Annotated in this window: 27 protein-coding genes and 1 tRNA gene; 12 read left to right on the top strand and 16 right to left on the bottom strand. The window is 69.5% G+C overall.

Annotation, left to right across the window (positions count from 1 at the left end):
* Positions 1-66: 66 nt before the first annotated feature.
* Positions 67-1542 (top strand): MFS transporter, encoded by a 1476-nt coding sequence (locus JOF37_RS13275; protein WP_210007246.1) that lies wholly within the window; start codon positions 67-69, stop codon positions 1540-1542.
* A 12-nt stretch (positions 1543-1554) separates the two neighbouring features.
* On the opposite strand, the gene JOF37_RS13270 is transcribed toward JOF37_RS13275, so the two are convergent.
* From JOF37_RS13270 to JOF37_RS13260, 3 genes are read right to left on the bottom strand one after another with little or no spacing between them, the layout of a single operon-like run.
* Positions 1555-3522 (bottom strand): helicase HerA-like domain-containing protein, encoded by a 1968-nt coding sequence (locus JOF37_RS13270; RefSeq protein ID WP_210007245.1) that lies wholly within the window; start codon positions 3520-3522, stop codon positions 1555-1557.
* 10 nt (positions 3523-3532) lie between these two features.
* The gene (locus JOF37_RS13265; RefSeq protein WP_210007244.1) at positions 3533-4204 is read right to left on the bottom strand and encodes a phosphatase PAP2 family protein; all 672 of its coding nucleotides are present in this window, start codon (positions 4202-4204) and stop codon (positions 3533-3535) included.
* 58 nt (positions 4205-4262) lie between these two features.
* A complete protein-coding gene (locus JOF37_RS13260) occupies positions 4263-5492 on the bottom strand; it encodes a multidrug effflux MFS transporter (protein ID WP_210007818.1) in 1230 nt (409 codons plus the stop codon).
* A 340-nt stretch (positions 5493-5832) separates the two neighbouring features.
* Here JOF37_RS13260 and JOF37_RS13255 point away from each other — a divergent pair, with 340 nt between their 5' ends.
* Both JOF37_RS13255 and JOF37_RS13250 read left to right on the top strand, forming a co-directional pair.
* Positions 5833-6537, top strand: coding sequence for a thioredoxin-like domain-containing protein (locus tag JOF37_RS13255; protein ID WP_210007243.1), 705 nt, complete (start codon positions 5833-5835; stop codon positions 6535-6537).
* Positions 6534-7193, top strand: a complete 660-nt coding sequence (locus JOF37_RS13250) for a DUF305 domain-containing protein (RefSeq protein WP_210007242.1) — start codon at positions 6534-6536, stop codon at positions 7191-7193. Before JOF37_RS13255 ends, JOF37_RS13250 begins: the two co-directional genes overlap by 4 nt.
* Before the next feature lie 36 nt (positions 7194-7229).
* Here the strand turns inward: JOF37_RS13250 and JOF37_RS13245 are convergent, their stop codons facing one another.
* The 3 genes from JOF37_RS13245 to JOF37_RS13235 form a co-directional block, all read right to left on the bottom strand.
* Positions 7230-8201, bottom strand: a complete 972-nt coding sequence (locus JOF37_RS13245) for a carbohydrate ABC transporter permease (RefSeq protein ID WP_210007241.1) — start codon at positions 8199-8201, stop codon at positions 7230-7232.
* A complete protein-coding gene (locus JOF37_RS13240) occupies positions 8201-9538 on the bottom strand; it encodes a carbohydrate ABC transporter permease (protein ID WP_210007240.1) in 1338 nt (445 codons plus the stop codon). Before JOF37_RS13240 ends, JOF37_RS13245 begins: the two co-directional genes overlap by 1 nt.
* A 110-nt stretch (positions 9539-9648) precedes the next feature.
* Positions 9649-10977 (bottom strand): ABC transporter substrate-binding protein, encoded by a 1329-nt coding sequence (locus JOF37_RS13235; RefSeq protein ID WP_210007239.1) that lies wholly within the window; start codon positions 10975-10977, stop codon positions 9649-9651.
* Positions 10978-11244: 267 nt separating this feature from the next.
* Between JOF37_RS13235 and JOF37_RS13230 the strand changes: the two genes are divergently transcribed.
* The gene (locus JOF37_RS13230; RefSeq protein WP_210007238.1) at positions 11245-12294 is read left to right on the top strand and encodes a LacI family DNA-binding transcriptional regulator; all 1050 of its coding nucleotides are present in this window, start codon (positions 11245-11247) and stop codon (positions 12292-12294) included.
* A 75-nt stretch (positions 12295-12369) separates the two neighbouring features.
* Here the strand turns inward: JOF37_RS13230 and rplL are convergent, their stop codons facing one another.
* Complete coding sequence (gene rplL, locus JOF37_RS13225; RefSeq protein ID WP_094262145.1) at positions 12370-12753, bottom strand: 50S ribosomal protein L7/L12; 384 nt, start codon at positions 12751-12753, stop codon at positions 12370-12372.
* Positions 12754-12801: 48 nt separating this feature from the next.
* Positions 12802-13290 carry a 50S ribosomal protein L10 gene (rplJ, locus tag JOF37_RS13220; RefSeq protein ID WP_210007237.1) on the bottom strand — a complete coding sequence of 163 codons (489 nt, stop codon included), beginning with the start codon at positions 13288-13290 and terminating at the stop codon, positions 12802-12804.
* A 349-nt stretch (positions 13291-13639) separates the two neighbouring features.
* Here rplJ and JOF37_RS13215 point away from each other — a divergent pair, with 349 nt between their 5' ends.
* On the top strand, positions 13640-14290 hold the full coding sequence (locus JOF37_RS13215) for a hypothetical protein (RefSeq protein WP_210007236.1): 651 nt from the start codon (positions 13640-13642) through the stop codon (positions 14288-14290).
* Between the two features lie 26 nt (positions 14291-14316).
* Positions 14317-14976: a YqaJ viral recombinase family protein gene (locus JOF37_RS13210; RefSeq protein ID WP_210007235.1), complete on the top strand. Its 660-nt coding sequence runs from the start codon at positions 14317-14319 to the stop codon at positions 14974-14976.
* 30 nt (positions 14977-15006) lie between these two features.
* On the opposite strand, the gene JOF37_RS13205 is transcribed toward JOF37_RS13210, so the two are convergent.
* A complete protein-coding gene (locus JOF37_RS13205; RefSeq protein WP_210007234.1) occupies positions 15007-15519 on the bottom strand; it encodes a 2'-5' RNA ligase family protein in 513 nt (170 codons plus the stop codon).
* Positions 15520-15708: 189 nt separating this feature from the next.
* On the opposite strand from JOF37_RS13205, the gene JOF37_RS13200 reads away from it, so the two are divergent.
* The 3 genes from JOF37_RS13200 to JOF37_RS13190 all read left to right on the top strand — a co-directional run bounded on the left by JOF37_RS13200 (position 15709) and on the right by JOF37_RS13190 (position 19073).
* Complete coding sequence (locus tag JOF37_RS13200) at positions 15709-17400, top strand: MDR family MFS transporter (protein ID WP_245338169.1); 1692 nt, start codon at positions 15709-15711, stop codon at positions 17398-17400.
* Positions 17401-17410: 10 nt separating this feature from the next.
* On the top strand, positions 17411-17932 hold the full coding sequence (locus JOF37_RS13195; protein WP_210007233.1) for a MarR family winged helix-turn-helix transcriptional regulator: 522 nt from the start codon (positions 17411-17413) through the stop codon (positions 17930-17932).
* A gap of 112 nt (positions 17933-18044) precedes the next feature.
* On the top strand, positions 18045-19073 hold the full coding sequence (locus tag JOF37_RS13190; protein ID WP_210007232.1) for an NADP-dependent oxidoreductase: 1029 nt from the start codon (positions 18045-18047) through the stop codon (positions 19071-19073).
* Here JOF37_RS13190 and JOF37_RS13185 read toward each other — a convergent pair.
* Positions 19054-19953, bottom strand: a complete 900-nt coding sequence (locus JOF37_RS13185; RefSeq protein ID WP_210007231.1) for a LysR family transcriptional regulator ArgP — start codon at positions 19951-19953, stop codon at positions 19054-19056. The two genes, JOF37_RS13190 and JOF37_RS13185, sit on opposite strands and share 20 nt — an antisense overlap.
* Positions 19954-20024: 71 nt before the next feature.
* Here JOF37_RS13185 and JOF37_RS13180 point away from each other — a divergent pair, with 71 nt between their 5' ends.
* Positions 20025-20642 carry a LysE/ArgO family amino acid transporter gene (locus JOF37_RS13180; RefSeq protein ID WP_210007230.1) on the top strand — a complete coding sequence of 206 codons (618 nt, stop codon included), beginning with the start codon at positions 20025-20027 and terminating at the stop codon, positions 20640-20642.
* 14 nt (positions 20643-20656) lie between these two features.
* The gene (locus tag JOF37_RS13175) at positions 20657-20932 is read left to right on the top strand and encodes an acylphosphatase (protein ID WP_210007229.1); all 276 of its coding nucleotides are present in this window, start codon (positions 20657-20659) and stop codon (positions 20930-20932) included.
* Between the two features lie 45 nt (positions 20933-20977).
* Here JOF37_RS13175 and JOF37_RS13170 read toward each other — a convergent pair whose 3' ends face one another.
* The 6 genes from JOF37_RS13170 to JOF37_RS13145 form a co-directional block, all read right to left on the bottom strand.
* Positions 20978-22018: an NAD(P)H-dependent flavin oxidoreductase gene (locus tag JOF37_RS13170; protein ID WP_210007228.1), complete on the bottom strand. Its 1041-nt coding sequence runs from the start codon at positions 22016-22018 to the stop codon at positions 20978-20980.
* Positions 22019-22124: 106 nt separating this feature from the next.
* Positions 22125-22814 (bottom strand): 50S ribosomal protein L1, encoded by a 690-nt coding sequence (gene rplA, locus JOF37_RS13165; RefSeq protein ID WP_112616874.1) that lies wholly within the window; start codon positions 22812-22814, stop codon positions 22125-22127.
* Positions 22815-22827: 13 nt separating this feature from the next.
* A complete protein-coding gene (rplK, locus tag JOF37_RS13160; RefSeq protein WP_091500090.1) occupies positions 22828-23259 on the bottom strand; it encodes a 50S ribosomal protein L11 in 432 nt (143 codons plus the stop codon).
* A 225-nt stretch (positions 23260-23484) separates the two neighbouring features.
* Entirely contained in the window at positions 23485-24546 is a 1062-nt protein-coding gene (nusG, locus tag JOF37_RS13155) for a transcription termination/antitermination protein NusG (protein WP_210007227.1), read from the bottom strand.
* Between the two features lie 74 nt (positions 24547-24620).
* Entirely contained in the window at positions 24621-24878 is a 258-nt protein-coding gene (secE, locus tag JOF37_RS13150; protein WP_210007226.1) for a preprotein translocase subunit SecE, read from the bottom strand.
* A gap of 44 nt (positions 24879-24922) precedes the next feature.
* Positions 24923-24995 (bottom strand) — tRNA-Trp (locus tag JOF37_RS13145).
* 244 nt (positions 24996-25239) lie between these two features.
* Here JOF37_RS13145 and JOF37_RS13140 point away from each other — a divergent pair.
* Positions 25240-26616 (top strand): HNH endonuclease signature motif containing protein, encoded by a 1377-nt coding sequence (locus JOF37_RS13140; RefSeq protein ID WP_210007225.1) that lies wholly within the window; start codon positions 25240-25242, stop codon positions 26614-26616.
* Positions 26617-26655 lie beyond the last annotated feature (39 nt).

Here is a 26655-nt window from a genome sequence, read left to right as displayed (position 1 = left end):
GTCCCGTGAGCGAAGGACAGTCGTTCGGCGACCCGAGCCGGCGACGCTGCCGGAGGAGAACCGAACATGTCACGCACGCGCACGAAGCGCCCCGCCCGTCGACGCCTCGAGGTCGACGACGTCATCGTCGTCGAGCGCACGAAGGTCCGCACCGCGATCTCGGGCACCGTCGTGGGCAACTTCATGGAGTGGTTCGACTTCGGCATCTACGGCTACCTGGCGGTCACGCTCACCGTCGTCTTCGCCGAAGACATCCCCGACCCGTGGGGTCTGCTGGTGACCCTGCTCGGGTTCGCCGTGTCGTTCCTCGTGCGGCCGCTCGGGGGGATCGTGCTCGGACCCCTGGGCGACCGGATCGGGCGCCAGCGGGTGCTGTTCCTGACGATGGCGATGATGGCCACCGCGACGGCGCTCATCGGCCTGCTGCCCACCTCGGCGCAGATCGGCATCTGGGCCGTCGTCCCCCTCTACCTGCTCAAGATGGTGCAGGGCTTCTCGACCGGCGGGGAGTACGCGGGGGCCTCGACCTACGTCACCGAGTTCTCCCCCGACCGCTCGCGCGGCTTCTGGGCATCGTGGCTCGACGTCGGCTCGTACGTCGGCTTCGCCGCCGGTGCGACGGTCGTGGCGCTGACCACGGTGATCGCCGAGGGCCTGTGGGGACCCGACGCCATGGTCGACGGCGGCTGGCGCATCCCGTTCCTCGTGGCCATCCCGCTGGGCATCGTCGCGATCTGGTTCCGCCTGCGCATCCCCGAGACGCCCGCCTTCGAGCAGGAGAGCTCGTCGGCCGCTCTCGACGGTGCGGACGATCCGTTCGCGCGGCACGGCATCGGCGGCATCATCCGCCACCACTGGCGCACCATCCTGATCGCCGTCGCGATCGTCGCGGCCACCAACACCGCGGGGTACGCGCTGACGAGCTACATGCCCACCTACCTCGAGACCGAGGTCGGCCTGTCGAACCTGTCGGCCGCCGTCGCAACCGTACCCGTGCTGGTGGTGATGTCGGCCACCCTGCCCTTCGTCGGGCGCCTCAGCGACCGCTTCGGCCGGCGGCGCGTCTACGCGTGCGCGATCGTCGCCTCGCTCGTGCTGACGGTTCCCGCCTTCGCCATCATGCAGATCGGCGAGCTGTGGGCGGTGTTCATCGCGCTCGGCATCATCGCCGTGCCCGTCGCGCTGTTCGTGGCGATCTCGGCGAGCGCGCTGCCGGCGCTGTTCCCCACCGCCACCCGCTTCGGCGCGATGGGGATCGCCTACAACCTCGCCGTGTCGCTCTTCGGCGGCACCACGCCCCTGTTCAGCCAGGCGCTGATCGAGTGGACGGGCAACACCTACATGCCGGCCTTCTACATCATGTTCTTCTCGGCGCTCGCGGCCGTCGCGCTCTTCTCGATGCGCGAGACCGCACAGCGCCCTCTGCTCGGTTCGATGCCGACGGTGGAATCGCGGGCCGAGGCCGAGGCCATCGTCGCGCGTCAGGACGACGATCCGCGCATCGACACCTCGACGATGCCGCTCGACATCATCCGCCCGTGAGGGGGCGCCGGCTCACCGCCGGCCCGTGCCGAAGATGCCGCGGATGACGCCGGTGAGCAGATCCTGGCCGGCGCGCGAGCCGAGGATCTGCTCTGCCGGCGTCCGGCGGCGCGACCGCGTGTTCGTCGTCAGACTGCGCAGCATTCGCTCGTGATCGCGACGCTCTCTCGCCTCGTCGGCGGCCGCCTGCTTGCGGATGGCGGCGAGCTGCTTGGCGTACGCCGCGTCGGCCTTCGCCCGCAGCTTGGCGGCGTCCTGTTCCGCCTTCCGGCGTGCAGCCTCGGCCTCGGCCGCATCCAGGGCGGCCTGCGCGGCGTTCATGCGGGCGGTGAGGATCTCGCGCGCGGACTCGCGGTCGATCGCCTCGGCGTAGCGCGGTCGCAGCTGGGACGCCGACACCAGGGCGTCGACATCCGCCGCAGCCGCGGGCGCCATCGAGGCCTGGGGTGCCCGCAGACGGGTCCACGCGACCGGGGTCGGAGCGCCCCGCTCATTCATGACGGTGACGATCGCTTCGCCCGTGCCGAGCTCCTGGAGCACGCGCTCGAGGTCATAGCCCGATCGCGGATAGGTTCCGACACTCGCCCGCAGCGCTCTCGCGTCGTCGGGGGTGAAAGCCCGCAGCGCGTGCTGCACACGTGAGCCGAGCTGGGCGAGGATGTCGGCCGGCACATCCTTCGGCGTCTGCGTCACGAAGAAGACGCCGACTCCCTTCGATCGGATGAGCCGGACGGTCTGCACGACGGCGGCGACGAAGTCCTTCGAGGCGTCACGGAAGAGCAGATGGGCCTCGTCGAAGAAGAAGACCAGTTCGGGCTTGTCGACGTCACCCACCTCGGGCAGCAGCTCGAACAGCTCGGCGAGCAGGTACATGAGGAAGGTCGAGTACAGCACGGGCCGGTCGGCGACGCCGGGCACCTCGAGCAGGCTGATGACCCCCTCGCCCGACGCGGCGGTGCGCATCAGGTCGCGGACGTCGAACTCGGGCTCGCCGAAGAACACGTCGGCGCCGGCATCGGCGAAGGCGATGAGCTCGCGGAGGATGACGCCGACCGTCGCCTTCGACAGGCCGCCGAGCTCGGCCAGCTCGGCCTTGCCGTCGTCGCTGGTCAGGTAGGTCAGCACCGCGCGCAGGTCGGAGAGGTCGACGAGAGCCAGACCGTTGCTGTCGGCGTAGTGGAAGACGAGGCCCAGACTCGATTCCTGCGTCGCGTTGAGCCCGAGGACGCGGCTGAGCAGCAGCGGGCCGAAGCCCGACACCGTCGCTCGGATGGGCGTGCCGGTTCCCCGTCCGCCGAGCGCGAGGAACTCGGTCGCGAACGAGCGCGGCGCCCACTCCTGCCCGATCGCGCTCGTGCGGGCGAGGAGCCTCTCGCTGGACTCCCCCGGTGTCGCCAGGCCCGACAGATCACCCTTGATGTCCGCCGCGAACACCGGCACCCCGTGCGCGGCGAACTGCTCGACGAGCACCTGCAGGGTGCGCGTCTTGCCGGTGCCGGTGGCCCCCGCGATGAGGCCGTGGCGGTTGGTCATCGCGAGCGGGATCCGCACCGGCGCCGCCGGCAGCGGCTCGTCGTTGAGCAGCGCACCGAGCTCGAGGGCCGCTCCCGCGAACGCGTACCCCTGCCGGATCGCGTCGATCTGCGCCGCGTCGAGCGGACCCGGAACCGCGGGATCGGCCGTGGTCGACGGCTCGACGGCAGCACGGCCGGACTCGGCGGCGGGGGTCGGCTCCGCGGCAGGGATCGGCTCGGCAGCCGGCGCGGGTTCGGCGCCAGAGGCCGGCTTAGCGGCGGGAGCCGGAGCGGATCCGGCTGCTGCGCGAGCGGCCGCCGCCTCCGCTGCCGCGAGCGCAGCGCGGGCTCGTGCGGCGACGAGCGCCGCCTCGGCGGCATCCGCTTCGGCGCGCAGCCGCGCCAACTCGGCGGCCGCCACCGCGGGGTTGGAGGGGACGGCCGGATCGTCGGGCGAGGCGCTCATGCCGGCGAGCCTAGCTCCGCCGCTGCAACAGAGCGGTCCGTTCCCGCTCGAGCTGCGCGGTGAACATCGCCGCGACGATCAGGGCGACCCCGGCACCGATCAGCATGCCGCCGAACGTATCCGACGCCCAGTGGGCATGAACGACCGTGCGACTGAGCCCCATCAGCACCGTCCACACGACGCCCGCGACCAGCACCCACACCCGCGGGAACACGATGAACGCGACGACGGCGATCGTCGCGGCGTTCGCCGTATGACCGGAGGGGTACGAGCCGGCGTCGGTGGTGACGAGGATGTCCTCGGGTCGCGAGCGGTCGACGAGGCCCTTGATCAGTTGCACGGCGAGGGCACTGAGGGCCGATGCCACGACGAAGTACCCCGCGGCCCAGGGCCTGCGCAGCAGAACGAGCGCGATCGCCGTGGCGATGGGGATCGCGAACACCCCCACCCAGGTGCCGCCGATGCGGTTCATCACCAGCCCGAACACCAATCCCACCGGGCCGGGGTCGGCCGGCAGCCACTCGTTCCACCAGCGATCGACGTCGAACGGCTGACCCAGCTGCAGGAAGAGCCACCAGCCGAGCAGTCCGCCGCCCAGCAGCAGGATGCCGCCGCTGATCGCACGGCGGGGCCAGAGTCGGCGGGGATCGGTCGCGGATTCGCTCGATGGTGGCGCATGCATCGACCCATTGTGCCGACGCCGACCGATCCCCGGTGTCCCCTTGCGCGGGGCGCTTCGATCAGGGAGAGAGCTGCGGCACCGTGCGCGGCCGGACGACCAGCCACAGCGACAGCACCGCGATGACGGCGCAGGCGGCCATGACCGACGCCATCGACGTGGGGGTGATGCCCGCGTCGCCCGAGATCCACGCCGCCAGCGGCGAGATGAATCCGGCGACACCGAAGTTGACCGCGCCGATGAGGGATGCCGCCGTGCCTGCGGCACGCCCGTGCCGGTCGAGGGCGAGCACCTGCACGCACGGGAAGGTGAACCCGCAGGCGGTGATGAAGAAGAACAGCGGCACGACGGTGCCCCACAGCCCGAGGCCGAGCTGGTCGGTGACGATGATGCTCGCCCCGGCGACGACGAGGACGGCCGTCGAGATCGCCATGACCCACTGCGGGCCGAACCGCGCCGCCAGGCGGGACGCGGTCTGGACACCGAGGACGACGCCCAGCGAGTTGACCGCGAACAGGACGCCGTACTGCTGCGGGTCGAAGCCGTAGGTCTGCTGGAACAGGAACGACGACGACGACAGGTACGAGAAGAGTCCGCTGAAGGTCATGCCGCCGATGATCAGCACGCCGATGAAGATGCGGTCGCTGAGCACGCTGCGGTACCGCTGCCACACCGTGGCCGACCCGCTGTCGCGGCGCCGGGCCTTGGGGAGCGTCTCGGGGACGAGGAACAGCGAGGCGATGAGCATGACGGCGCCGTAGGCCGCGAGCACGACGAAGATGCCGCGCCACGGCATGACCGTGAGCAGCCCCGAGCCGACCAGCGGCGCGGCGACGGGGGCGACGCCCGAGACCAGCGCGAGGCGGCTCAGCATGACGACGAGGCGGCGACCGCCGAATAGGTCGCGCACGATCGCCATCGCGACGACGCCACCGGCCGCGGCACCGATGCCCATGAACACGCGAGCAGCGCTCAGCAGCTCGAGGGTCGGGGCGATCGCGGCGGCGGTGCTCGAGAGCACGTGCAGCGCGGTGACGCACAGCAGCGGGACACGGCGGCCGAGCTTGTCGCTGAGGGGGCCGACGACGAGCTGTCCGAGGGCGAAGCCCACCATCGTGCCCGTCAGGGTGAGCTGAATCGCGGCGGCGCTCGTCTGGAAGTCGGCCTCGAGCGCCGGGAAGGCCGGCAGGTAGAGGTCGATCGTGAACGGTCCGAGCGCGGTGAGGGCGCCCAGCAGGATGATGTAGATCACCCGGCGCGCGGTGGGGATGGCATCACCGGGGTGAAGCATGATCGGCGCCGTCGCGGGGTTCGAGCCGAGCGTGCGGATCGCGCCGGTCGAGGTGCGGATGGAGCCGGTCGAGGTGCGGATGGAGCCGGTCGAGGTGCGGCGGGAACCGGTCGAGGTGGGAACCGAACCGGTCGGAGTCGGGGACGCAGCGGGAGGATTCGAGTGAGTTTCGGGCACGTCTTCTTCGTTTCGAGGCAATAGCGTGGAGAGAGCGACCTGCAATCGTAACGCGTTGCCGGTTCATCGATGTACCCGCTTCTCAGCCGATTCACCATTCACGTGCATAGTCTGAGGACGCGCTGCCCCGCGCTCCCCCTTGCCCCCGAACCGAGGTCACAGCATGACTCCGTCCGCCGACAAGCGCACGAGCGGCAATCCCGCCGCCCAGGCCAAGATCAACCTGACCGTCAAGCAGCAGCGCGAGCAGCAGAAGCAGGCGAAGCTGGCCGAGTATCAGAAGCAGCTCGCCCAGCGCCGTCGCAGCAAGCTCGTGTGGTGGGTCGTAGGCTCGACCGCCGCGATCGCGGTCATCGGTCTCATCGCGGCATCCGTGATCTTCGCTCCGAAACCGGTCACCTACCAGGCGGGCAACAGCACCGGCCGCGAGATCGAGGGCGTCGAGACGTTCGAGCACGTCACGACCCACGTCGAGGGCGCGGTCACCTACGAGCAGACCCCGCCCGCCGGCGGCGAGCACAACCCGATCTGGCTCAACTGCGGCGTCTACACCGAGCCGCAGGCGAACGAGAACGCCGTCCACTCGCTCGAGCACGGCGCGATCTGGATCACCTACGACCCCGAGGTCGTCTCGGAGGCCGAGGTCGAGACCCTGCAGGGCTACATGCCCAGCACCTACGCGCTGCTCTCGCCCTACCCCGGCATGGACACCCCGATCGCCGTCAGCGCCTGGAACGCGCAGCTGAAGGTCGACTCGGCAGACGACGAGCGCATCGAGGAGTTCTTCACGGAGTACTGGCGCAGCCAGAACGCTCCCGAGCCCAACGCCATCTGCTCGGGCGCGATCGACGGGCCCGGCAAGGCGTGACGGATCGCCCGCCCGCCGGCCTGCGCTGGTGGGGCGTCCTGCTGATCGTGCTGGCCGTAGCCGGCGCGGCGTTCGCGGTGGGCCGGTTCACGGCCTTCGGCACGTCCGCGCCGGTGCCGGGCGACTCATCCCCCGAGGCGGGTTTCGCCCGCGACATGCAGGTGCATCACACGCAGGCGATCGAGATGGCGATGACCATCTATCGCAAGACCGACGACGACGGCATCCGCACCCTGTCGTTCGACATCGCGACGGCGCAGGCGGGTCAGCGCGGCGAGTTCTACGACTGGCTCGTCCAGTGGGGGCTTCCGCAGCGCTCGGCGGCGCCGCTCATGCAGTGGATGCAGAGCGCCCCCGAGCACGCGCACGGCACCGCGGACGAGCCGCTGTCGGATGACGAACTGCGCGCCGCGATGGGCATGGCCACTCCGGCCGAGCTCACTCAGCTCGACGAGGCAACCGGCACTGCGGCCGACTGCCTCTTCCTCGAGCTCATGATCCGCCACCACGAGGGCGCCGTTCCCATGGCCGAGGCCCTCGTCGACCTCGGTAGCGACCCGCGTGCCGTCCAGGTCGCGGGCGGCATCGTTCAGACCCAGAGCGCCGAGATCGACCTCATGCGTTCGATCCAGACGCGGCTGGGGTGCGGAGGCTGACAGCCCCCGCACCCCAGCGGCATCCGTTCGTCGGATTCAGCCCTTGGTCGCTCCCGCCAGCAGGCCGCGGACGAAGAAGCGCTGCAGCGCGAAGAACACGATCAGCGGCACGATGATCGAGATGAAGGTTCCCGCCGACTGGAGGAACCAACGGTTGCCCCACGTTCCCGACAGCGAGTTCAGCGCCTGGGTGATCGGCAGCGCTCCCGGCGAGGCGAAGATCGTCGCCACGAGCAGGTCGTTCCAAACCCAGAGGAACTGGAAGATCGCGAAGGACGCGATGGCGGGTGCGGCCAGCGGGATGATGATGCGGAAGAACACCTGGCCGTGGCCGGCGCCGTCCACACGCGCCGCCTCGATGATCTCGCCGGGGATCTCGGCGATGAAGTTGTGCAGCATGAACGTCGCGAGCGGCAGTGCGAAGATCGCGTGGGCGATCCACACCCGAGCGAAGCTGTACTGCACCTCGTTCAGGCCGAACCCTGGGAAGATCGGCACGTCGTTGATCGTCAGCCCCTCCGAGAACAGGCTGAGCAGCGGCACGAGCGCCATCTGCAGCGGAACGATCTGCAGCGCGAAGACGAAGACGAACAGCGCGCTGCGGCCCTTGAAGTTGATCCACGCGAAGGCGTAGGCCGCGAGCGCGGCCATCACGATCGGGAACACCGTCGCGGGGATGGTGATCGCGAGAGAGTTCACGAAGGCCGACGCGAGCGTCGTCGATGTGCCGCCCGAGGTCAGCGCCTCGGCATAGTTCTCGAGGGTGAATTCGGGGTTGGTGAAGACGGTCCACCATCCCGTGGACTGCGTGTCGGCGCCGGGGCGGAACGACGTCACGAACAGACCGAACGTGGGGATCGTCCAGAAGACGGCGATGATGACGGCCGCGATGGTCGCGCCCTTCGACGTCAGCTTCTTGTGGGCGATCGCCTCGTTGCGGCGGGTGTCGCGCGCCACCTGGCGCTTGGTGCGGGTGTCGACGGGCGCGGCCGGGGCTGCAACGGTCATCAGCGGATCTCCCTCTGCTTGGCCATCGATCGGGCGTTGTAGATGATCAGCGGCAGGACGAACAGGAACAGCACGACGGCGAGGGCGGACGAGTGTCCGTAGCTCTGAAACCGCTGCTGCTGGTTGACCATCTCGAAGCCGAGGACGGTCGTGTCATCGCGTCCGCCGGTCATGACGGCGACGATGTCGTACACCTTCAGCGAAGCGATCGTGATGGTCGTCAGCACGACGATCAGCGACGAGCGGATGCCGGGAACGGTGACGTTGCGGAAGCGCTGCCAGGCGTTCGTCCCGTCGAGCTGAGCCGCCTCGAGCTGCTCGGTCGGAACGGCCTTGATCGCCGCCGAGAGGATCACCATGGCGAAGCCCGTCTGCGTCCAGATGAAGACCACCAGGAGCATGAGGGTGTTGACGACGGGCTTGATGGCGAGCCACTGCACCGGGTCGCCGCCGAACGCCGTGACGATCGCGTTGAGCAGACCGACCTGCTCGCCCTGGCGGGCGTCGTACATGAACTTCCAGATGATGCCGGCGCCGACGAACGAGATCGCGACCGGCATGAAGACGAGGACCTTCAGAACCTTCTCGCCGCGGGCGCGGTCGATGAACACCGCGTACGCCAGTCCGATCGCGACCGAGATGGTCGGAGCCAGCAGTGCCCACAGGATCGTGTTGACCACCGAGGCGGTGCCGGTCGGGTTGGTGAAGACCCAGAAGTAGTTCTCCAACCCGACGAACTCGTCGCCCGTCTTGTCGTAGAACGACTTGAAGATCGTGGCGATCGCCGGGTAGATCAGCCCGAGCGCGAGCATGATGCTGGCGGGCGCCATGAACAGGATCAGCTGGAACAGGTAGCCCGCGCCCTGACGCGACCGGAAGTCGGCGAAGAAGAGCAGCGCGCCCACGAGCAGCGCGATCGCCACGACGTAGAGGACCGCGTTGGCGTACGGGCGGAGCAGCAGGAACGCGAGCACCGGGATCACGAGGCATGCGACCAGCCGCATGATGAAGTACCCCCGGCCCGGTCGCGGTGCGTACTCGATCAGCACGAGGATGATGCCGACGACGAGGCCGAACACGGCGAGGATCACCGGGATCTGGACGAGCGGGTTCATCGCGCCCAGCCACAGGAAGAAGCTGTTGAGCGAGAACCCGATCGTGATGCGCGACGACTCCTCGCTGGATCCGGTGAAGATCAGCAGCAGCAGGACGGCGACGATCAGGGCGAACCCGGCGGCGACGACGATCCGGGTGATCGATCGGCCTTTCGGGTCGGCGGCATGGACGGTGGTGGGAGTTTCGGTGTCGACGGGCCTGTCGACGGTCGTCTGCGACATGTGGATCCCCTTCTGAGTACAGCGGCGTACCCGAGCAGTACGGACGGGAGGAGCGGGGCCGGGCTTGTGCAGCCCGGCCCCGCTCGGCTCAACCGATCGTCAGGCGACGATCAGTTCTCGTAACCGGCCTGGATGTCGGACAGGACCGTCTCGGTGTCCTTGCCGTCGATCCAGTCGACCATGCCCTTCCAGAACGAGCCCGAGCCCACCGTGGAGGGCATCAGGTCGGACGCGTCGAAGCGGAAGACCGTGGTCTCGTCCTGCAGCGTCGTCATCGCCTCTTGGAGGAACTCGCTCGAAGCGAGGGAGGGGTCGGCGTTCTTGTTCGCCGAGATGACGCCGCCCAGCTCGACGCGAGCGTCGGCGAACTCGGGCGAGGCCATGAACTCGAGCACCTGCTGCGTCGACTCGTCGTCCGAGAATGCCGCGACGAACTCGCCGCCGCCCTCGACCTGGAGCTCGCCCTCGGTGTAGCCGGGGGTCAGGAACGCGTAGACGTCGCCGTCGGGAGCGACCTCGGGGGTCTCACCCTCGGCTGTCTGCACGTCGAGGAAGTTCGCCGAGAGGAAGGATGCCTGGTGGGTCAGGGCGCAGTCGCCGCTCGCCACGGCCGCAGCCACGTCGCCGAACGCCGTCGAGTTGATGCTCTTGACGTCGCCGTAGCCGGCGTTGACGTACTCCGGGTTCAGCAGGATCGAGCCGACGGCGTCGAACGCCTCCTTGATCTCGGGGTCGGTGAACTTCACTTCGCCCGCGACCCACTGGTCGTAGACCTCGGGGCCGGACTGGCGCAGGACGAGGTCCTCGACCCAGTCGGTGCCCGGCCAGCCCGACGCGGCGTCGGATGCGAAGCCGGCGCACCATGCGGGGCCGCCGGTGGTCTCGACGATCTTGTCGGTGAGGGCGATCATCTCGTCCCACGTCTTCGGGACCTCGACACCCCACTCCGCGAACTGCTTCGGGGAGTACCAGACGTAGCCCTTCAGGTTCGCGAGCATCGGGGCCGCGTAGAAGGTGTCGTCGAACGTGCCGTACTGCTTCCAGTCGGCGGACCAGTTCTCGTCGACGGCGGTCTCGACGGCCTCGGGTGCAGGCAGCACCTTGCCGGTCTCGACGAGCGTCTTGAGCAGACCGGGCTGCGGGACGATGGCGATGTCGGGGGCGTCGCCACCGGTCACCTTGGTGACGATGTTGCCCTCGAACGCCTTGTCGCCGGTGTACTCCACCTTGATGCCGGTGTCCTCGGTGAACTGAGCGAACGACTCGTTCAGCGCGTCGGCCTCACCGCCGGTGATGCCGCCCGAGATGCGAACGGTCGTCTTCGCGTCGCCGCCGCCGTCGCCTTCCGCGCCGCCTTCGGCGCATCCGGCCAGCACCAGTGCTGCCGCGCCCATCAGAGCGACGGGGGCGAGAACGCGGTATCGCTGTGACAATGCCATGTACTTCTCCTCTATCGGGATCATCGTCCACCCAGAGGAGCCTTGTCCGCATCCATTGGGGAACCGATTCCAGGACAACCTACTGGCCACAACAGGCGGGCACAACCGCCTGATTATCACGGAATGACAACCATCGACGCCGTGCCCTCGGATTCCGTGGGAGCGCTCACACGGAATCGACGTGGAACCGGTTCCTCGATCGCCGTGAAAACGCTACGCTTCCGATGGAGAACCCGGCAGGTCTTCCCCGAAGGACGAGGAGGTCCCATGAGCACCATCGCCGACGTCGCCACCCGAGCCGGGGTGTCGAAGGCGACGGCGAGTCGTGCCCTGACCGGTCGCGGTTACGTCTCCGACGAGACCCGCGAGCGGGTGGCGGCCGCCGCGCGCGAGCTGTCGTACGTCGCGCACTCGTCGGCGATGAGCCTGGCCACGGGGCGGACGCAGACCATCGGCGTCGTCATGCCGCACGTCAGCCGGTGGTTCTTCGGCGAGGTGCTCGAGGGCATCCAGGCCGCGCTGCTCGAGCACGGCCTCGACCTGACACTGTACGACGCGCGCCCGGGCACGGCCACTCGCCGCCGCGTCTTCGAGGACTACCTGGCCCGCCGGCGCTTCGACGGCGTCATCGCCGTCGGACTCGAACCCGCCGCGAGCGAGCTCGACGCGCTGCTCGCCCTCGGCAAGCCCGTCGTCAGCGTGATCGGCGCCGAGGGTGCCACGAGCGTCGTCACCCTCGACGACGCGCATGCGACCGCCCTCGCCACGGCGCACCTCGTCGAGCTCGGCCATCGTCGCATCGCCTTCCTCGGCGGCACGGACGAAACGCGATGGCCGCACGTGGAGTCGGAGCGATACGCGGGCTACGAGTCCGAGATGCGGCGAGCGGGCCTGGCCGCCGAGATCTCGCGGGCACCTGCGGAGCTGTCGATGCCCGCGGGATACGCTGCGGCCGTCGACCTGCTCAGCGACCCGTCCGCTCGCCCGACCGGCATCGTGGCCGCGTGCGACGAAGTCGCGATCGGGGCGATAATCGCGGCTCGGCGCCTCGGCATCCTCGTTCCCTCGTCGCTCAGCGTCGTGGGCATCGACGACCACGTCAACGCCGAGATGTTCGCGCTCACGACGCTGCGGCAGGTTCCGCACGAGCAGGGTCGGGCTGCCGTCGAGCTGCTGCTCCGCCACATCGACGACCCTGAGGCCGAGACGGTCACCCTGCGCGTCAAACCGCGGATGGTCGTGCGCGGGACGACGGCGAACGTGACAGGGCACAGCTCGGTCGCGGTCCGCGACTCTTCGCTGTCGCGTCGGGACTGACGCCTCGCGCATACGACGATGGCCCCGGATGCAGCATCCGGGGCCATCGTGCTGCTCTCGAGTGAGAGCGGGGAATTACTTGAGGGTGACCGTCGCGCCGGCCTCTTCGAGAGCGGCCTTCGCCTTCTCGGCGGTCTCCTTGTTCGCGCCCTCGAGGACGGCCTTGGGAGCGCCGTCGACGACAGCCTTGGCCTCGCCGAGGCCCAGCGAGGTGAGCTCGCGGACCGTCTTGATGACCTGGATCTTCTTGTCGCCGGCAGCCTCGAGGATGACGTCGAACGAGTCCTTCTCCTCCTCGGCCTCAGCGGCACCAGCGCCACCAGCGGCGCCGGCAACGGCGACGGGGGCAGCAGCGGTGACGTCGAACTTCTCCTCGAACGCCTTCACGAAGTCGCTGAGCTCGACGAGGGTCAGGCCGGCGAACTGCTCGAGCAGCTCCTCGGTGGAAAGCTTCGCCATGATGTATCTCCTAGATAGATGGGGTTGGTGTAAGAGCTCGCCTGTCGCTCACGCGGCGTCGGCGGTCTCCAGCTTTTCGCGAAGCGCGTCGATGGTGGCGGCAGCCTTGCCCATCGTCGCCTTCATCATGCCCGCGGCCTTGGCCAGCAGAACCTCGCGGCTCTCGAGCGAGGCGTACTTGTTGACCTCGTCGGCGGTGAGGGCGTTGCCCTCGAAGATGCCGCCCTTGATGACGAGGAGCGGGTTGGCCTTGGCGAAGTCACGCAGAGCCTTGGCGGTGGCGACGAAGTCGCCGTGCACGAACGCCACAGCCGAGGGGCCCTTGAGGTCCTCGTCGAGCGACGTGATCCCCGCGTTGTTCGCGGCGATCTTGGTCAGCGTGTTCTTCACCACGGCGTAGTTCGCGTCCTGACGGATGTCGTTGCGCAGCTGCTTGAGCTGGGCGACCGTCAGACCGCGGTACTCGGTCAGCAGAACGGCAGTCGAGTCCTCGAATGACTTCGTGAGCTCGGCGACCGATGCGTCCTTCTGCACCATGGTCACTCCTTGATGTGTGCCTGACGCGCCGCGGTGGCGGAGCGCCGGCCTCGACCAGCTCAGACATGACAAAAGCTCCGGCGCAGAGGCACGGAGCTCGGTTCCCGAAGGAGAAGTTCAGTGTCACCTGCGCGGGCCCCTGCAGTGCAGAGCTTCGATCACGAGTGCGCTCACGCGCACACCGATGACCAGCGGTCTTTGGCTTACCCCTCACCATACCCCACCCCTGAGCACCCGACAAATCCGCCCTGGCCCTGCACACGGCGTTCGCGCTCACGACCACGCGCATCCTGCCCGACGGGAGGAAACCCGTTCGGCCGATCGACGAGCTGCCCTCAGAATCGACGGCATGACCTTTGGTTTCGTCCAGTCGAGCTCGGCGTCCGTGCTGCGCGTTCCGTCGGACCGGCCGGAGTCGTCGCTGGAGGTGAACCCCGTCCGCGTCCTGGGTGACGACTACCGGCGTTGGTCCCGGCTGCTCGTGGGACTCCTCGGACTCGCCCTCGCGCTGTTCGGGGTGCTCGCTACCGTCATGATCCCCGCCAGCGGCGCCCGGCTGATGCCGTCCGACGTCATCCTCGCGGCGATCGGTGTTCCGGTCGGCCTCTCGGGTCTCGGGGTCCTCGTCGCGCTGCACGTCTCGGGACGGCGCCTGCTGCGCGCCCTGGGCTGGTGGACTCGAGAGCGCTTCCGTAACGGATCGGCGCGACCTACGGCCGGCGGGTGGGTGACGGCCCGCACAGTGAACCTCGAGCCGCCGGTCCTCGCCCGCATCGCCGCATCGGCCCTCACCGGACTCGCCGCGATTCTCGCCCTGTCCGTCGTCGCGTATCCCACGCCTGCCGGCTCGCCGAACCTCGTTCCCGGATCCCTCGTCGCAGGAGTCCTCCTCGCGGCTGTCGCGGTCTGCCTCATGGGCGGTGTCATGCGATTGGTGAACGCTGCCGCGGAGGCGGACCCGCTGTGGACACGCATCCGCGGCGCGTTCCGCCGAATGTGACTTCGACCCGGGTTAGGGTCGAGGACGTGAATCCCGAACTCGCTGCTCGCATCGTCGCGGACTCCCGCGACCGCGTCGCGTGGATCCGGGCGCGCTCGCGCGGCATCACAGCGACGGACGTCGCGGCCCTGACGAGCCCGAAGGCGATCGCCCGCGCCGCCGACGCGAAGCTCATGGGCTCGGGCTTCTCGGGCAACGCCTACACCGACCACGGCCGGCGCCGCGAGCCCGAGATCGCCGCGTGGGTCGCCGCGACGCACGGCATCCAACCCTCGTCGGCGCTCTTCCACGCCGTCGTCGAGAAGCGGCACCTCGCCACGCCCGACGGCGTCGGCCTCGATGCCGACGGCCGCGTCGTCCTGGCCGAGATCAAGACCACGAACAAGAGCTGGCGCTCGATCCCCCGCACCTACCTGCGTCAGGTCTGGTGGCAGCAGCACGTCCTCGGCGCCGAGCGGACGCTCGTGGTGTGGGAGCAGCACGACGGGTTCGTCCCGATCGACGACGAGCCCCGCTGCGCCTGGGTCGATCGCGACGAGCGCGAGATCCGCCTGCTGGTGAACCTCGCCACCGAGCTGATCGACGAGCTGTACCGGCGCACGATGCAGCGCCGGGCCGCCGAAGCGCCGCGCGTCCCGGCTGCAGCGCCGCGCGAGCCGTTCCGCGCGCTCGCCCTCGCGGACTGACCACCCCGATCGTGCGCCCGGACGGCACGGTCAGCGCAGCACGGTGACGAGCTTCTGCTCGGCATCCCAGAGTCGCAGGCCCGAGAACCGACCGTCGAGGGATGCCGCACCGACGACCGCCAGCGCCTGGCCGACCTGCTCCGACGTCATCCGCCGCGCGAGCGTGACGTGTGGCGTCCAGCGGTCCTGCGCCGTGACCGCGTAGTCCTCGGGCGGTGCCCCGATGAGGCCGACCACGTCCGCGTGGAAGCGCATCAGGGCGGCCGTCATCACGATCGGGCGAGCCAGCACGAACCGGTCGCGCGCCGGGAACACCACTGCTCCCCCGAGTCGGCACACCGGCGGCAGGCGCTCGCCCAGCACGGCGAGGCGGCTGACGGCGCCATCGGGCAGGTCATCGCGCACTGCCACGGTCACGTGCGGGCGATTCGTCTCGGACGGATGCCGGCCGGCGCTCGGCAGGCCGGCATCGATGAGTCGCTGCCAATCGTCGCGCACGGCGGCGTCGACGTCGTCGCTCGGAAGCAACTCCACGCTGAACATGTCTCCATCCTGACGGTCCACGGGCACTGTCGGGAATAGTTGACGCACCTCAACGATTGACCATATAGTTGACCAATCTCAACGGTTGACTTTGATCAACCAGTTACGCCGTCACCGGCTATCGAAGAATCCGTCCCACGACGATCCCGCGCCAGCGCCGCCGCGTCCGTCCGATCTCCAGGAGGACCCATGTCCGCTCCCGCATCCACCCACCACGAGGGGAAGAGCATGTCGCGTCGCGGCGTGCTCGAAGCCCTCTCGGGTCTGCTCCTCGGCATGTTCGTGTCGATGCTGGCCTCGACCGTCGTCTCGACGTCGCTGCCGGTCATCATCCACGACCTCGAGGGCACGCAGACCGCGTTCACCTGGGTCGTCACGGCGACCCTGCTGACAACGGCGATCTCGACCCCCATCTGGGGCAAGCTCGCCGACCTCACCAACCGCAAGGTCCTCTACCAGCTGGCGATCGTCATCTTCGTGCTGGCGACCGCCGCCGCGGGCTTCTCGCAGACCCCCGAGATGCTCATCGCGTTCCGTGCCGTTCAGGGCATCGGCGCGGGCGGTCTCGCGGCGCTCAGCCAGGTTCTCATGGCCGACATCATCAGCCCGCGCGAGCGCGGCCGGTACATGGGTCTGTTCGGCGCCGTGATGGCGGTCGCGACGATCGGCGGTCCGCTCCTCGGTGGTGTCATCACCGACGCCTGGGGATGGCGCTGGAACTTCTTCGTCGCACTGCCGGTCGCCGTCGCCGCCCTGGTGATGGTGCAGCAGACGCTCCACATCCCCGCGCATCCCCGCAAGCAGACGCGCATCGACTACCTCGGCATCGTCCTGCTGTCGGCCTCCGTGTCGCTGCTGCTGATCTGGGTGACGCTCGCCGGCGACTCGTTCGAGTGGATGAGCATCGAGACGCTGCTCATGGTCGGCGGTGCCGTCATCGGCGCCATCCTGTTCGTCGTCACCGAGCTCAAGGTGCGCGAGCCGCTCGTTCCCCTCACGCTCTTCCGCAACCTGACCTTCACGCTGTCGGTCATCGCCTCGATCGCCACCGGCATCGCGATGTTCGGCGCGTCGGTCTTCCTCAGCCAGTACATGCAGCTGGCGCGCGGCGCGACCCCGACCGAGGCGGGCCTCATGACCATCCCGATGATCGCGGGACTGCTCGTGGCATCCATCGGCGTCGGCGCCCTCATCACCCGCACGGGTCGCTGGAAGTCGTTCCTCATCGTCGGCGCCATCCTCCTGATCGGCGGGTCGAGCCTGCTGTCGACGATCCACTACGACACCGATTTCACGCTCGTGTCCATCTACATGGCCATGCTCGGCGCCGGTATCGGCATGACGATGCAGAACCTCGTGCTCGTCGTCCAGAACACGTCGCGTCCGACCGAGATCGGCGTCGCGAGCTCCGGCGTCACGTTCTTCCGGAGCCTCGGCGGAACGATCGGCGTCTCGGTCATGGGCGCCGCGCTGGCATCGCAGGTCACGACGCTCGTCAGCGACCGCACCGCCGACATCCAGGCCGCCCTGCTGTCGCTCGGCGACCAGGCGCAGACCTGGGCGGCGCAGCTGCAGTCGGGCACGCTGCCCCAGGTGTCGGCGATGCCCGAGGCGCTGCGCGTCGTGTTCGAGGACATCTACGCGACCGGCATCTCGCGGTCCTTCCTCATCGCCGTCCCGTTCGCCGTCCTCAGCCTGCTCGCGATCGTGTTCCTGCCCAACAAGCCGCTGAACACCATGACGACGAGCGAGCGCCTGCAGGCGTCCGAGGCCGACTTCGCGACGGTCTCGGTGACCGAGGGCATGAACTCGCTCACCGCCACCGGCACCGTGGCGACGCAGGCCGACGAGCCGGCCGACGGCTCTCGCTCGGCTCGATAGGGTGATCGGCATGACGACCACGCCGGCTTCCGACGGAGACCGGGGCGCCCTCGCCGCGGTCGCCGTCGGAAGCGGCGACTCCCCCGACCTCGACGAGCGCACCGCGGCCGTCCGCGCGCTCGAGACCGAGTTCGGCGAGCTCTTCACCCACGTGCGACGCCTCTTCACCGAGAACGCGAACCGCCTCAGTCCCGGCCTCATGCCGGGGTCGTACAAGGTCTTCACGACCATCGCGCGTCGCGGCGAGAGCACCCTCTCCGCCCTCGCCGAGACGTTGCACTCCGACAAGGGTCAGATCAGCCGGGCCGTGCGCGAACTCGAGGAGCTCGGCCTCATCCGCCGCACTCCCGACCCCGCGGACGGGCGGTCGAGCCTGCTCTCGGCGACGGCCGAGGGGCTCGAGCGCCTGCGGGCCGTGCGCGCGCCGAGCGAGAACTCGCTGCTCGCGGCGCTGGAGTCGTGGCAGGTCGACGACATCCGCGAGCTCACCCGTCTGCTCCATGCGCTGTCGTCCGCCGAGGCGCCCGACTGAGCTTCTCTCCGCGGTGACCGCTTCGTAACACGGTCGAGACAATGTCACGATTGACTGAGGTCGACCGAGCATCACCGCTGCCGACGACGGCGGTGTGAGGAAGGAGCGACGGATGAGATTCCGGCCGCTGCGCACAGCGACATCCCCCCACCCGGTCGCGGCTTCCGAGCCGCCGCCGTCCAGCATGCGCGCCGTCGTCTTCGACGAGCCGGGAGCACCCGACGTGATGCGCGTCGCGGATATCGCGGTGCCGACGCCCGCGCTGAGCGAGGTGCTCGTGCGGATCATGGCCGCCGGCGTCAACCCGATCGACGCCAAGACACGCGCCGGCCGCGGGGTCTCCGGCCTGATCGACCGGTGGCCGAGCACTCTCGGTTTCGACTTCAGCGGCGTCGTCGTCGCAAGCCCCTACGAGACGCACGAGCTGCAGCCCGGCACCGAGGTGTTCGGCATGCTGCCGTTCCCGCGGTCGGGCGGCAGCTATGCCGAGTACGCCGTCGTGCCGTCGATGTCGGTCGCGCGCAAGCCGGCGAGCCTCTCGCACGCCGAGGCCGCGGGGGTCCCCCTCGCCGCGCTGACGGCGTGGGGCGTGGTCGTCGAGACCGCTCATGCGCACGAGGGGCAGCGGATGCTGATCCACGCCGGCTCGGGAGGTGTGGGCCACTTCGCCGTGCAGCTGGCGGCGTACTTCGGCGCTCAGGTGACGACGACGGGCTCCGAGCGCAATCTCCCCTGGTTGCGCGAGCTCGGCGCCTCGGGCGCGATCGACTACGCGACGACGCGCTTCGAAGACGTCGTGGGCGAGATGGACGTGGTCATCGATCTCGTGGGCAATGTGCACGACGACACCGGCTCGCGCTCCCTCGAGGTGCTGCGGCCCGGCGGCCTGTACGTCATGGTGCCGACGGGCGCGTGGCCCGGCTACGCCGAGGCGGCGGCCGCGGCGGGCGTCCGCGCGACGGGGTACAAGGTCATTCCCGACGGCACGGTCCTCGCGACGCTCGCGCGTCTGCTCGATTCGGGTGCCATCCAGGTCTTCGTCGACAGCGTCCACGACCTCGGCGAGGTCGCCGCCGCGCACGCGGAGGTCGAACGGGGCCACGCTCGCGGCAAGGTCGTCCTCACGATCGGCGACGCCTGAGCTCGTCCGGCTCGAGCACACGGTGAGCTTCGGCGACGACCTCGTCGGCGACGGCATCCAACAGCGGTGACCGCAGGTTCCACTGCTGCCAGAACAGCGGCACGACGACGTCGGGTCCGCCCAGCCGAACGAGGGCGCGGTCGTCGACGTGAGCCGAGGACTGCAGCGTGGGCAGCAGGGCCCAGCCAAGGCCGAGCAGGACCGCGGCGGCGAAGTCCTGCGACGCCGGCACCCGGTGGCGCGGCGGCAGCGCCGGATCGATGCCCGATTCGCGCAGCCAGCGGGTCTGCAGGTCGTCGCGACGATCGAAGTCCACGACCGGAGCGACGGCGAGGGCAGCGGCATCCGTCCCTCCTTCGAACCAGCGTCGGGTGAACGCGGGGGCCGCGACGGCCTCGTAGCGCAGGGCGCCGAGGGCGCTGACGCGGCATCCGGCGATCGGATCCTCGCGCGAGGTCACCGCCCCCATGACCGTCCCGCTCTCGAGCAGCTCGGCGGTGTAGTCCTGATCGTCGCGGTGCAGGTCGAAGACCACCTCGTGCGTCTCGGCCAGACGTGCCAGCGGCGGCAGGAACCAGGTGGCGAGTGAGTCTGCGTTCACGGCGAGGGGCACCGTCGCGACGGAGGGTGCGATGTCGGAGAGCGCGTCCTGCTCGAGCAGGGCGAGCTGCCGGGCGTATCGGACGAACGCGTGCGCCGCATCGGTGGCTCGGACCGGCTTCGACCGCACGAGCAGCACCTGTCCCGCGATGCGTTCCAGCGCTCGGATGCGCTGGCTCACAGCGGAGGGCGTCACGTGCAACCGGCGCGCCGCCGCATCGAGGCTGCCCTCGTCGAGCGCGATGATCAGGGTCTCGACCAGTTCGACCGGGATGCGCATCTTCAGCGGTGCTTACGGTGATGAAGAATCATGAACTGGACTGTATCGTCCGCGGACCCTACCGTCGAGACATGCTCACCGCCTCGCTCGCCGGATTCGGCCTCGGTCTGTCGCTCATCGTCGCGATCGGCGCGCAGAACCTGTTCGTCCTGCGTCAGGGCATTCGCCGCGAGCACGTCCTGCTCGTCGCGGTGATCTGCGCGGTCTCGGACGCCGTTCTGATCGTCGCCGGTGTGGCGGGGCTCGGGATCGTCCTGCAGAACGTGCCGTGGCTGGTCCCGGTCGTGCGCTGGGCGGGAGCGGCGTTCCTGCTCGGCTACGGCCTGCTCGCCGCGCGCCGCGCGCTGCGCCCGAGCGGCGAAGTCCTCGACGCGCAGGCGCCGGCCCCGGGAGGCAGACCCGCGCGCCGGGCGGGCGTCGTCCTCACCTGCCTGGCTCTGACGTGGCTCAACCCGCACGTCTACCTCGACACGGTCTTCCTGCTCGGCAGCATCGCCGCTACCCACGGCGACGATCGGGCGTGGTTCGCCGTCGGGGCGGTGATCGCCAGCGTGGTCTGGTTCTTCGCGCTCGCGTTCGGGGCGCGCCTGCTCAGCCGGGTGCTCGCAACGCCGCGCGCGTGGCGCGTGCTCGACGCGCTCGTGGCCGTCGTGATGATCGTGATCGCGGTGAGCCTCGTCTGGCCGTGAGGCAGGATGGGGTCATGCGCAGCGTTCACGTGATCGTCGACGGCCGCGTGCAGGGCGTCGGCTACCGCTACTCGTTGCACGGCGTGGCCGACCGCGCGCACGTCTCCGGCTGGGTGCGTAATCGTACCGACGGGTCGGTCGAGGCGGTCCTCGAGGGGTCGGATGCCGCCGTCGACGAGGTCCTGGCCTGGATGGCCGGAGGTCCACCCGGAGCCCGCGTCGATCGATCGACCGTCAGCGAGGTCGATCCGACGGGTGCGTCCGGGTTCGAGGTGCGCGACACCGCCTGATTGCCGCCGCGACCTCGAGCTCAGCGCGGCAGCCCCGCCGCGAGCTCAACGCGGGAACCCCGCCGCGAGCTCCGCGAGGACCTCGGCGGCGTCCTCGCGCGTCGCCAGCGCGGCGGCTTGCCCTGCCCACAGCGACGACAGCTCGGGATCGCCGCCCGCCGCCGCCCGGAACACCCCCGTGAGCCAGTTCTGCGCCGGGAACGGCGCGATGACGCCGCCCGTCTCGATGTCGCGCACGGCGCGATTGGGGATGCCGCGCGCGAGCCGACCGCTCATGGCCCGCGTCAGGACCGTGTCGGTGTCGCGTGCGCGGGCGATCGCGAGCCGGTGCCCGGCCGAGGCGGCCGACTGCCGCGTCCGCAGGAAGGCGGTGCCGACCTGCACTCCGGCCGCACCGAGCGCGAAGGCGGCTGCTACCCCGCGGCGGTCGGCGATCCCGCCCGCGGCGATCACGGGCACATCGACGGCGTCCACGACCTGCGGCACCAGGGCGAACGTGCCCACCAGGGAGCGCTCGGGGGACGCGAGGAACGAGACGCGGTGTCCCGCCGCCTCCGCTCCGCTCGCGACGACGGCATCCACTCCCCCCGCCGCGAGCGCCACCGCCTCGGCGACGGACGTCGCGGTTCCGATCACCCGGATGCCGCGGCGATGGGCCTCGGCGACGACCTCGGGCGCGGGGACGCCGTAGACGACGCTGAGCACCGCGGGTGCGGCATCCCAGACAGCCGCCAGCTGCTCGTCGAGCGGAGGGACGAACCGCGCGGGCGTCTCGGGCAGCGCCGCGCCGGCCGCCTCGTACAGAGGCCGCAGAGCGGCGCGCACGGGCGAGATGTCGACGTCGCTCGGCGAGACCTCGTCGCCGAGCGGCAACCAGATGTTCAGCGCGAACGGCCCGGCGGTGCGCTCGCGCAGCTGCGCCGCCGTCTCGCGGATGCGCACGCCGTCGTACCCGTACAGGCCAAACGAGCCGAGGGCACCGGCGTCGCTGACGAGCGCGGTGAGGTCGGGCGACGACAGCCCGCCGAACGGTCCCAGCACGATGGGGAGGTCGATCCCGAGGAGGTGGCGGAGGTCGCGCGTCATGCCCCGACGTTATCGCGCACGGGGGCGCGGCGCGCGGGCGATCACCGCGCCGGAACGACGAACGGGGCCCCGCCCGAAGGCGGAACCCCGTTCGCTGAAGCTGCGATCAGACGAGCGCGTTGACGTCCAGCGGGATGCCGGGGCCGAACGTGGTCGACACGGCGCCCTTCTGGATGTAACGGCCCTTCGCGCTGGAGGGCTTCAGGCGGACGATCTCTTCGACCGCCGCGTTGAAGTTCTCCTCGAGCTGCTCGGCCGAGAACGAGGCCTTGCCGACGACGAAGTGCACGTTGGCGTGCTTGTCGACGCGGAACTCGATCTTTCCGCCCTTGATCTCCTCGACGGCCTTGGCCGGGTTGGGGGTCACGGTGCCGGTCTTGGGGTTCGGCATGAGGCCGCGGGGACCCAGGACCTTACCCAGACGACCGACCTGGCCCATGAGCTCGGGGGTCGAGACGGCGGAGTCGAAAGCGGTCCAGCCGCCGGCGACCTTCTCGATGAGCTCGGCGCCACCGACCTCGTCGGCACCAGCAGCGATGGCTGCCTCTGCCGCCGGGCCCGTCGCGAAGACGATGACGCGAGCGGTCTTACCCGTGCCGTGGGGCAGGATGACCGTGCCGCGGACCATCTGGTCCGCCTTGCGCGGGTCGACGGCGAGCTTCAGCGCGACCTCGACGGTCGAGTCGAACTTCTTCGACCCGGTGTCCTTCGCGAGGGCGACCGCCTCGGTGGAGCTGTAGAACTTGTCGCGGTCGATCTTCGCCGCGGCTGCTTCGTAAACCTTGGACTTAGCCATTGTCGTCTCCCCCTCAGCTCTCGACCGTGATGCCCATGGAACGGGCGGTGCCAGCGATGATCAGCGAGGCGGCCTCGATGTCGTTGGCGTTCAGGTCGGGCATCTTGGCCTCGGCGATCTCACGGACCTGGTCCTTGGTGAGCTTCGCGACCTTGGTCGTGTGGGGCGTCGGCGAGCCCTTGGCGACGCCGGCGGCCTTCTTGATGAGCTCCGCGGCGGGCGGGGTCTTCAGGATGAAGGTGAAGCTGCGGTCCTCGTAGACGGTGATCTCCACGGGGATGACGTTGCCGCGCTGCGACTCGGTCGCGGCGTTGTACGCCTTGCAGAACTCCATGATGTTGACGCCATGCTGACCGAGCGCGGGGCCGATCGGCGGCGCCGGGTTGGCGGCTCCAGCCTTGATCTGAAGCTTGATCAGGCCGGTCACCTTCTTCTTCGGTGCCATTCGTTTTCCTTTCGTCGAGCGGATGCCGGGCGGCATCCCTCTCCCGCACGCTCGGCCTCTCCGAGCGGCGGTGCGTTTCGCGCGCGCATCAGCGCCCGCAAACCCCCCAAGCTTACCGCATCCCGCGCCGACCTGTCCCGGCCCGCGAGTGGGTGGAGCGCACACAACTCGAAACGGCGAAGCGCCCCACGGCGGACCGTGAGGCGCTTCGCGACGCGGGTCGCGTTACTGCTTGGTGACCTGGTCGAACGAGAGCTCGACCGGCGTCTCGCGCTCGAAGAGCGACACGAGCACCGTGAGCTTGCCGCTCTCGGGCTTGATCTCGCTGATCGAACCGGGAAGGCCGGCGAACGAGCCCTCCTTGATCGTGATCGTCTCGCCGATCTCGAAGTCGACCTCGGTGACGACGCTGCGGACCGGTGCGGCAGCACCCTTGGCGGCGCCGGCCTTGGCGGGAGCGGCCTCCTTGACCTCGACGAGCGACTTCAGCATGTTGAAGGCCTCGTCGAAGCGCAGCGGCGTGGGGTTGTGGGCGTTGCCCACGAAGCCCGTGACGCCGGGAGTGTGGCGGACGACCGACCAGGTGTCTTCGGTGAGCTCCATGCGGACGAGCACGTAGCCGGGGATCCGGACGCGCGTGACCATCTTGCGCTGACCGTTCTTGATCTCGACGACGTCCTCCATCGGGACCTCGACCTGGTAGATGTCCTCTTCGACCTCGAGCGTCGACTTGCGCTGCTCGATGTTGGCCTTCACCTTGCGCTCGAATCCGGCGTACGAGTGGATGACGTACCACTTGCCCGGCAGCATGCGCAGCTCGGAGCGGAACGCCTCGTACGGGTCCTCGTCGTCGCCGACGGTGATCTCGATGCCGGCGGCGGCCTCGAACTCGGAGAGGTAGTCGACGGTCTCGTCCGAGACCTCGACCTCGGGCTCGGGCCCGTCGTACGGCTCGACCTCGTCGGCGGCGTCGGCGGCCTGCTCGGCGCGCTCCTCCTCCAGCGAGTCGGTGAGCACCTCGGCGGCGGCCTCGGCCTCAGCGGTCTCGTCGATCTCGAGGGCGTCGTTCACCACGGCGTCCGCCTCGGGGTCGTTGATCTCGATGCCATCGAGGTCGAGGTCGTCCTCGTCAGTCTCGTCGTCCACCACGTGGACGGCGGCGTGCTCGGCGGCGTCGGAGGAGCGCTCCTGACCCGCGAGCACGTTGCCCTCCTGGGCCTCATCGTCCTCGCTGGACTGCTCGGCGGCCGTGGCCCAGTCGACGTCGTCGGGGATGCGTTCTGACACTGCGTTCTCTTCCATCGATTGTCGGGATGCCTGCTGAGCAGGCATTCGCGGGTCGTGCGGGCCGGGCCCGTCGATCAGCGCGGGACGCCGAAGACGACGGTCGTGATCCAGACGAACAGGACGTCGAGGCCGTACACGAGCGCCATCATGACGACGACGAAGCCGAGGACCACTGCCGTGAACTTCACGAGCTCCTGGCGGGTCGGCGTGACGACCTTGCGGAGTTCGGCGAACACCTGGCGGATGAAGATGATGATCCGCGCGAAGACGTTGGGCTTCTTCTCGCGGGGCGCGCCACCTGCGGCGACGACTTCGCCACCCTCTTGGACCATCGAACCCACCTGATACCTTCCGTGAGCCGGCTGACGCCGACGCGCAGGGCGGACAGGAATCGAACCTGCAACCTGCGGTTTTGGAGACCGCTGCTCTGCCAATTGAGCTACCGCCCTAGAGATCCGAGGATCCCGAGGTCGACCCGCACTCTTCCGTTGGCATACCGTCACACTTGCTCGGGCATGGCGAAAGAATGCAGATTTCGACTGCTCCTCCCAGTGTACGTCATGCGCAGGACGGTCGCGAACGGCGGCGGTCGCGACGGTCCGGCACTCCTCCCCACCAGCACTGCCGCGCGCGTTGTCCACGAGAGCGGCAGGCGGAGGCTCGGATGTCGGTGGCCCCCGGCATCATGGACATATGGCAAGGACGTGCGGCAGTGACGGGGTGGGACTGAGTCCTCACGCCGGTGCGCTCGGTGCCTATGCGCAGGTGCTCGATGCGGCGCATGCTGTCGATGTCTCATTGGTGCGAGCCCTCGCTGAGATCGGGCGGTCGGCGTTGCGGGTCGCGCACGTCGACGGTGTGCGGGGCATGGCTTCGGACATGGAGTTGCGGTCGGTCGCTGCGGAGGCGGCGGGTTTGGCGGGGCGGTCGGATCGGCGGTTGCAGCACGACATCGACCACGCGATGACCATCGTCGACGACTACCCCGCCGTGTTCGCGGCGTGGGAGACCCGGCGGATCACCCGCGATCACGTGGAGGTGATCGTCAAAGCCGGGACGGTGGTGCCGGCTGAGGTTCGAGGCGCGTTCGCGGAAGCCGCGATCGAGATCTGCGAGCGGGACATCGCGGCACGGGTGAAGGAGCCGCTGAGGGTTTTGGCGGAGCGGATGCATCCGCGGGAGTTCACGCAGCGACACCGGGACGCCGCCGCGGGGCGGTGTGTGCGGGTGCTTCCTGGGGCGGACGGGATGTCGGATTTGATCGCGACCTTGCCCACGGTGATCGCCGCGGGGATGCTGGACCGGCTGACGCAGATGGGCCAGTCGGTGAGGGACGCCCGGGGTGCGGGAGCCGCGTTCGGCGGCGCAGCGGCGCCCGGGCAGCCTGAGGAGCCGGATGCGCGGACCATGGATCAGCTTCGCGCCGATGCGCTGGCTGACCTCGTCCTTGCGGGTGCGCCGGCGGTCGACCCAACCTACGGCACCGACGCTCCTGGCCCGTTAGGCGCGATCCGGGCGCGCGTGCAGGTCGTCGTCACCGCAGACACCCTCACCGGAACCGACCACGGTCCCGCCGAAGCGGTCGGCACCGGGCTCGTCGATGCTGACACGGCCCGCGAGCTCGCCGGGCAAACGACCTCGTGGGATCGGCTCTTCATCGACCCCGTCACCCGCACTCCGGTCGAGATCGATACCTATCGGCCCACCGCCTCGATGCGACGCCTCCTGCAAGCCCGCGATCAGCACTGCCGATTCCCCGGATGCCGTCGCGCTGCGATTCGCTGCGAGATCGACCACACCATCGACCACGCCCTCGGCGGGCATACGCACATCTACAACCTCGCCCACCTCTGCCAGCGACACCACTCGATGAAGCAATTCACCGACTGGAACGTCCGGCAACTCGGCGGCGGGGTCCTCGAATGGACATCACCGGGCGGGCGAATCTACCGCGAAGACGTGCCGGTTCCTGCGGTCTGCTTCACACCCGAATCCGGCCCACCGCCCGGGGCGGGAACCGGCGCCCGGCCAGCGCGGCACGAGTCACGCGGAGCGCCGCCACCGTTCTGACCCCACCGCGCGAAGCCGCGCGCGGTTGAGGGCCGCGCG

It is taken from the genome of Microbacterium imperiale, assembly GCF_017876655.1.
Lineage (GTDB): Bacteria > Actinomycetota > Actinomycetes > Actinomycetales > Microbacteriaceae > Microbacterium > Microbacterium imperiale.
Note: the sequence above shows the minus strand (reverse complement) of the source record. Positions and strands in the feature narration are given on the sequence as shown.